We start from the raw sequence: 4275 nt of genomic DNA, 5'->3' as shown, positions 1-4275 counted from the left end.
CCTACTAGCTAATCAGACGCGAGCTCATCTTCAGGCAGTTAACCTTTCACCTCTCGGCACATCCGGTATTAGCCACCGTTTCCAGTGGTTGTCCCAGACCTAAAGCCAGATTCTCACGCGTTACTCACCCGTCCGCCACTGTGTCCGAAGACACCGTTCGACTTGCATGTGTTAAGCATACCGCCAGCGTTCATCCTGAGCCAGGATCAAACTCTCCGTTTTGTTGTGTTTCGAGTTTGTGGCTCCGAAAAAAAATATTTCCCGGAATCCTAGTTATAATTTCGATTGTCTTTTTGGGAAATCCCAAAAGCAAAATCTTTTGACGAGGATTGGTTTTTTCTTAAGCTTTCAAAGTATTATATTTTTTAGGTTCAGCGGTGGTTGGCGTCTCTCGCCTTCCCACTTAACTAGAGTAACTATTCATCCCCTAGTTTGTCAAGGGGTAAATTTATTTTTTTTCTAAAAAGCCAAATCGCTTGACTGGACTTGCTTTCAGGTTAATGAATTAAGCAACAGGAGGAAGGCGAGAACGAAGTGGCTAAACCTGACTGTGTGAATAATGGACGTTGCTTGTCTCTAAATGGAATTTGATGCAGGTTGAGTGATTATAGTAATGATTATCCAAAAAGGCAGGAGTCCTCTTGCTGGAGGGATTTATCTTGAATCCAAATGCTTGAACTAACTATATATAAGAATAAGAGCATATTAAGACTCCCATCCTATGGGTGACGCTTATATGGAAATTTACGCGATGTTCGCGGAGTGTTTGGAAGAGAAGATAGGCGTTACAGTGAGTCTAGGGCTGTAGAGGGACTTCAAAATTTATAATGAATTTTTGAGAAAAAGCTAAAAACTAGACTAGGCAATAAATACAGATGATCCGACCGCGTAAGGTCTTTGCTCAACATTGGCTCAAAAGTGAAAAGGCGCTCGATGCAATTATTAAAGCAGCAGAGTGTACAGAAAGCGATCGCTCCCCTAAAGGCGATCGCATCTTGGAAATTGGTCCCGGAACCGGGATTCTGACTCGTCGTTTATTACCCTTAGTGCAATCTCTGGTTGCAGTTGAAATAGACCGCGACTTATGCCAACTGTTGTCAAAGCAACTTGGTAAGACTAAAAATTTTTTACTGCTGCAAGGCGATTTTCTCACTCTAGATTTACCATCTTATTTGGCAGCTTTTCCCAATTTCCAACAGCCAAATAAGGTAGTAGCCAATATTCCCTACAACATTACAGGGCCAATCATTGAGAAACTACTGGGTACGATCGCTAATCCCAACCCCGAACCATTTGACTCTATAGTGTTGCTGGTACAAAAAGAAGTCGCAGAAAGATTGTATGCTAAACCAGGATCAAAAGCCTTTGGGGCGTTGAGTGTGCGGGTACAGTATTTGGCTGAGTGTGAGTTAATCTGCACAGTTCCAGCGGCCGCATTCCATCCACCGCCAAAAGTCGATTCAGCAGTGGTTCGATTGCGTCCCCGAAAAATAGAAATACCAGCACTTAATCCTCGACAGTTAGAGAATTTCTTAAAGTTGGGGTTTGGTGCCAAGCGCAAAATGTTACGAAATAATTTGCAATCTGTTATAGAACGCGATCATCTGGCCCAATTACTGGAACAATTAAAAATAAATCCCCAAGCTAGAGCTGAAGACCTCAGCGTTCAGCAATGGGTAATCCTAGCGAATGAGTTAGGAGTTAAAAGTGAAGAGTTAAGAGTGAATATGTAGATGATTGCTTTGATTCAAAACCCAAAATTCACCCATTCACAACTAGCAACCCCTAACTTCTAACTTTCAAAATGCGTTCCTACAGCCTAATTGCCCCTGCCAAAATCAACTTGTATCTGGAAATCATTGGCGATCGCCCCGATGGCTATCACGAGTTGGCCATGATACTTCAAAGCATCGGGCTTGCAGACCAAATTCATGTGCATTCCATCAGCACTGACAACATCCGTGTTCACTGCAACCACCCACAAGTACCGACAGATAAAAGTAATCTGGCATACCGGGCAGCGGAATTAATGGTGAGGCAATTTCCCGAAGCCTTTGCTAGATATGGGGGCGTGGAGATTACCGTCAACAAGCAGATTCCTGTAGCAGCTGGGTTGGCTGGGGGTTCGACGAATGCAGCAGCTGTGTTGGTGGGAATAGATTTACTGTGGAAATTGGGATTAACTCAATCAGAATTAGAGGAGTTGGGAGGCACACTTGGTTCAGATGTCCCATTTTGTGTAGCGGGTGGAACTGCGATCGCAACAGGTAGGGGTGAACAACTTTCTCCCCTACCGAGTTTAGATAACATATATATAGTATTGGGGAAATACCGCAGTCTGGAAGTCTCCACACCTTGGGCGTACAAAACCTATAGACAGCAGTTTAGTAATTCTTATATTAGAGATAGCGATAGCTTGGCAGCGCGTGCTAACGCAGTTCATTCAGGAGCAATAGTAAAAGCTATCTTGGATAAAGATACGAGAGAAATTGCCCAAAAATTGCACAATGATTTAGAGCGCGTGGTATTACCAGCTTATCCCCAAGTCTTGCAGTTGCGAGAAGTGTTTGCAAATCAGGAAGGCGTTTTAGGAACAATGATGTCTGGTTCTGGCCCAACAGTATTTGCTCTTTTTGAGTCTCAACAGCAGGCAGAACAAGTTAAGCTGCAAGTGAGGGAAGCAATTCTTGATGAAGACTTAGAATTGTTTGTAACTCGGACAATCACACATGGTATCAAAGTGGCATCGTCTGTTTAAATAATTTTTTTCGTTAGTGAAGTATAGGGAATAAGCTGATGAGTTTTTAAGTTGCATAGTTCAAATCGCTAGAAAAAAGCAAAGACACAAAGATGCAATTTGAATGACGATTAGCTAAGGACAATAATTATTCCTAATACTCCAATCCAAAATCCAAAATCGTTCGACTGAGCACTGACAACGAAATCTAAAATCTAAAATATTATGAATGACCAAAATCTAACGCCGCAAACAGATGCTAAAGAACAGGTTACAGCGAGTCCGCTACGCTGTTTTACTGGGGCGGTGATTTCGGGAGGAATGGGATTTGCAGCGTATTCGCTAATGATTGCGATCGCTACAAATTTTGCTACTAAACCTATCCATTCAATTAATCCATTGGTAATTAAGATTTCTTCTGCTGTTCGGACTCTGGTTGTTGGTGTAGTTGCTTTAGGAAGCGGGATATTTGGTATAGTAGCAATTGGTTTGTTGGCTTTGGGAGTGCAATTATTAGTCCAGGAGTTGACCAAGCAAAAAAGTAGTGAAAACTAGTAATCTGCTTTTAATTAGCAACCTAAAGGCACAAGTTTTTCTAGCTCACTACGATTTTTAATTAATTCTAGCTTCGCACTTCTAGAAGGCTGAATAAGTTGTTGCTGTTTTCTCCAAATTTTAGGAGAAAGCCCGTGGTGTTGACGAAATTGGCGAGAGAAATGACACGTATTTTGATAGCCTAGTGCAATAGCAATCTGGTCGATTGTCTGATTAGTATTTCTGAGTAAAGGACGTGCTGCTGCCATCCGCCGCTTGACAATCCAACCGTTCACAGTTTCGCCTGTTTGTTTTGCTACTCTATTAGTCAAGTAAGCAGGCGAATAACCAACAGCAAGAGCCACATCAGATAAAGTAATTCCTTGGCGATAATTAGCTTCAATAAAATCGAAAACTGCTTTTAGTTGGGGAATAGATGGGAAAATGGACTCAGAGTTGAACGATGAAGGTAGTGGTTGGGTAACTTGATGAGAGTTAGTAGCGTACCAGTATCTCAAGAAAGCTTGTTTTTCTAATCGGACAGCGATCGCTCTGAGCAAATCCTCTATAGTAGAGGGTTTAGTAAGATAATCATCCGCTCCCAATTCCATACCTTTACGAACATCTTTTTGAGTATTACTACCAGTCAAAAAAATGAAAGGAATAATTGCTGTGTCAGGATCTTGGCGCAGCCTAGTCAAAACGCTGTAGCCATCCATATCTGGCATTTGAATATCGCAAATCACCAAGTCGGGTAAATGCTTTTGGGGAGCATCCAGTTTTGGAAGATTTACCATTTCTGAGAAAATGTAGAAGGAAATAACCCTGTGCGATCGCTGACTATGAGCCAAGAGAAACAAGAACGGATCAAAGCCTGCTTACAAGAACTGGCAACATTACTGTACTCGGAAGCTGATAAGAGTCAGTTAATAGACCTCGAAGGTATAGAAAAAACAGTTCGTAGCCAAATATTGGAATATGTCGGCCCAGAAATAGCCCTTTTT

At 42.0% G+C, this 4275-nt stretch carries 4 protein-coding genes, 1 rRNA gene and 1 pseudogene; 4 read left to right on the top strand and 2 right to left on the bottom strand.

Annotation, left to right across the window (positions count from 1 at the left end; genetic code table 11):
• A 16S ribosomal RNA gene (locus F8R90_RS18680) occupies positions 1-222 on the bottom strand; the annotation flags it as partial.
• A 653-nt stretch (positions 223-875) separates the two neighbouring features.
• Here F8R90_RS18680 and rsmA point away from each other — a divergent pair.
• The 3 genes from rsmA (at position 876) to F8R90_RS18665 (ending at position 3292) form a co-directional block, all read left to right on the top strand.
• Entirely contained in the window at positions 876-1733 is an 858-nt protein-coding gene (rsmA, locus tag F8R90_RS18675) for a 16S rRNA (adenine(1518)-N(6)/adenine(1519)-N(6))-dimethyltransferase RsmA (protein ID WP_196511911.1), read from the top strand.
• A gap of 71 nt (positions 1734-1804) precedes the next feature.
• Positions 1805-2758, top strand: coding sequence for a 4-(cytidine 5'-diphospho)-2-C-methyl-D-erythritol kinase (ispE, locus tag F8R90_RS18670; RefSeq protein WP_196511910.1), 954 nt, complete (start codon positions 1805-1807; stop codon positions 2756-2758).
• A 204-nt stretch (positions 2759-2962) separates the two neighbouring features.
• Entirely contained in the window at positions 2963-3292 is a 330-nt protein-coding gene (locus F8R90_RS18665; protein WP_190901555.1) for a DUF3082 domain-containing protein, read from the top strand.
• Between the two features lie 14 nt (positions 3293-3306).
• On the opposite strand, the gene F8R90_RS18660 is transcribed toward F8R90_RS18665, so the two are convergent.
• Entirely contained in the window at positions 3307-4068 is a 762-nt protein-coding gene (locus tag F8R90_RS18660; RefSeq protein WP_196511909.1) for a response regulator transcription factor, read from the bottom strand.
• Between the two features lie 45 nt (positions 4069-4113).
• Here F8R90_RS18660 and F8R90_RS18655 point away from each other — a divergent pair.
• Positions 4114-4275: pseudogene (locus F8R90_RS18655) on the top strand (ISKra4 family transposase); the annotation flags it as partial.

The organism is Nostoc sp. NZL (genome assembly GCF_015714705.1).
Lineage (GTDB): Bacteria > Cyanobacteriota > Cyanobacteriia > Cyanobacteriales > Nostocaceae > Nostoc > Nostoc foliaceum_A.
This window is presented reverse-complemented; position numbering and strand designations above follow the sequence as displayed.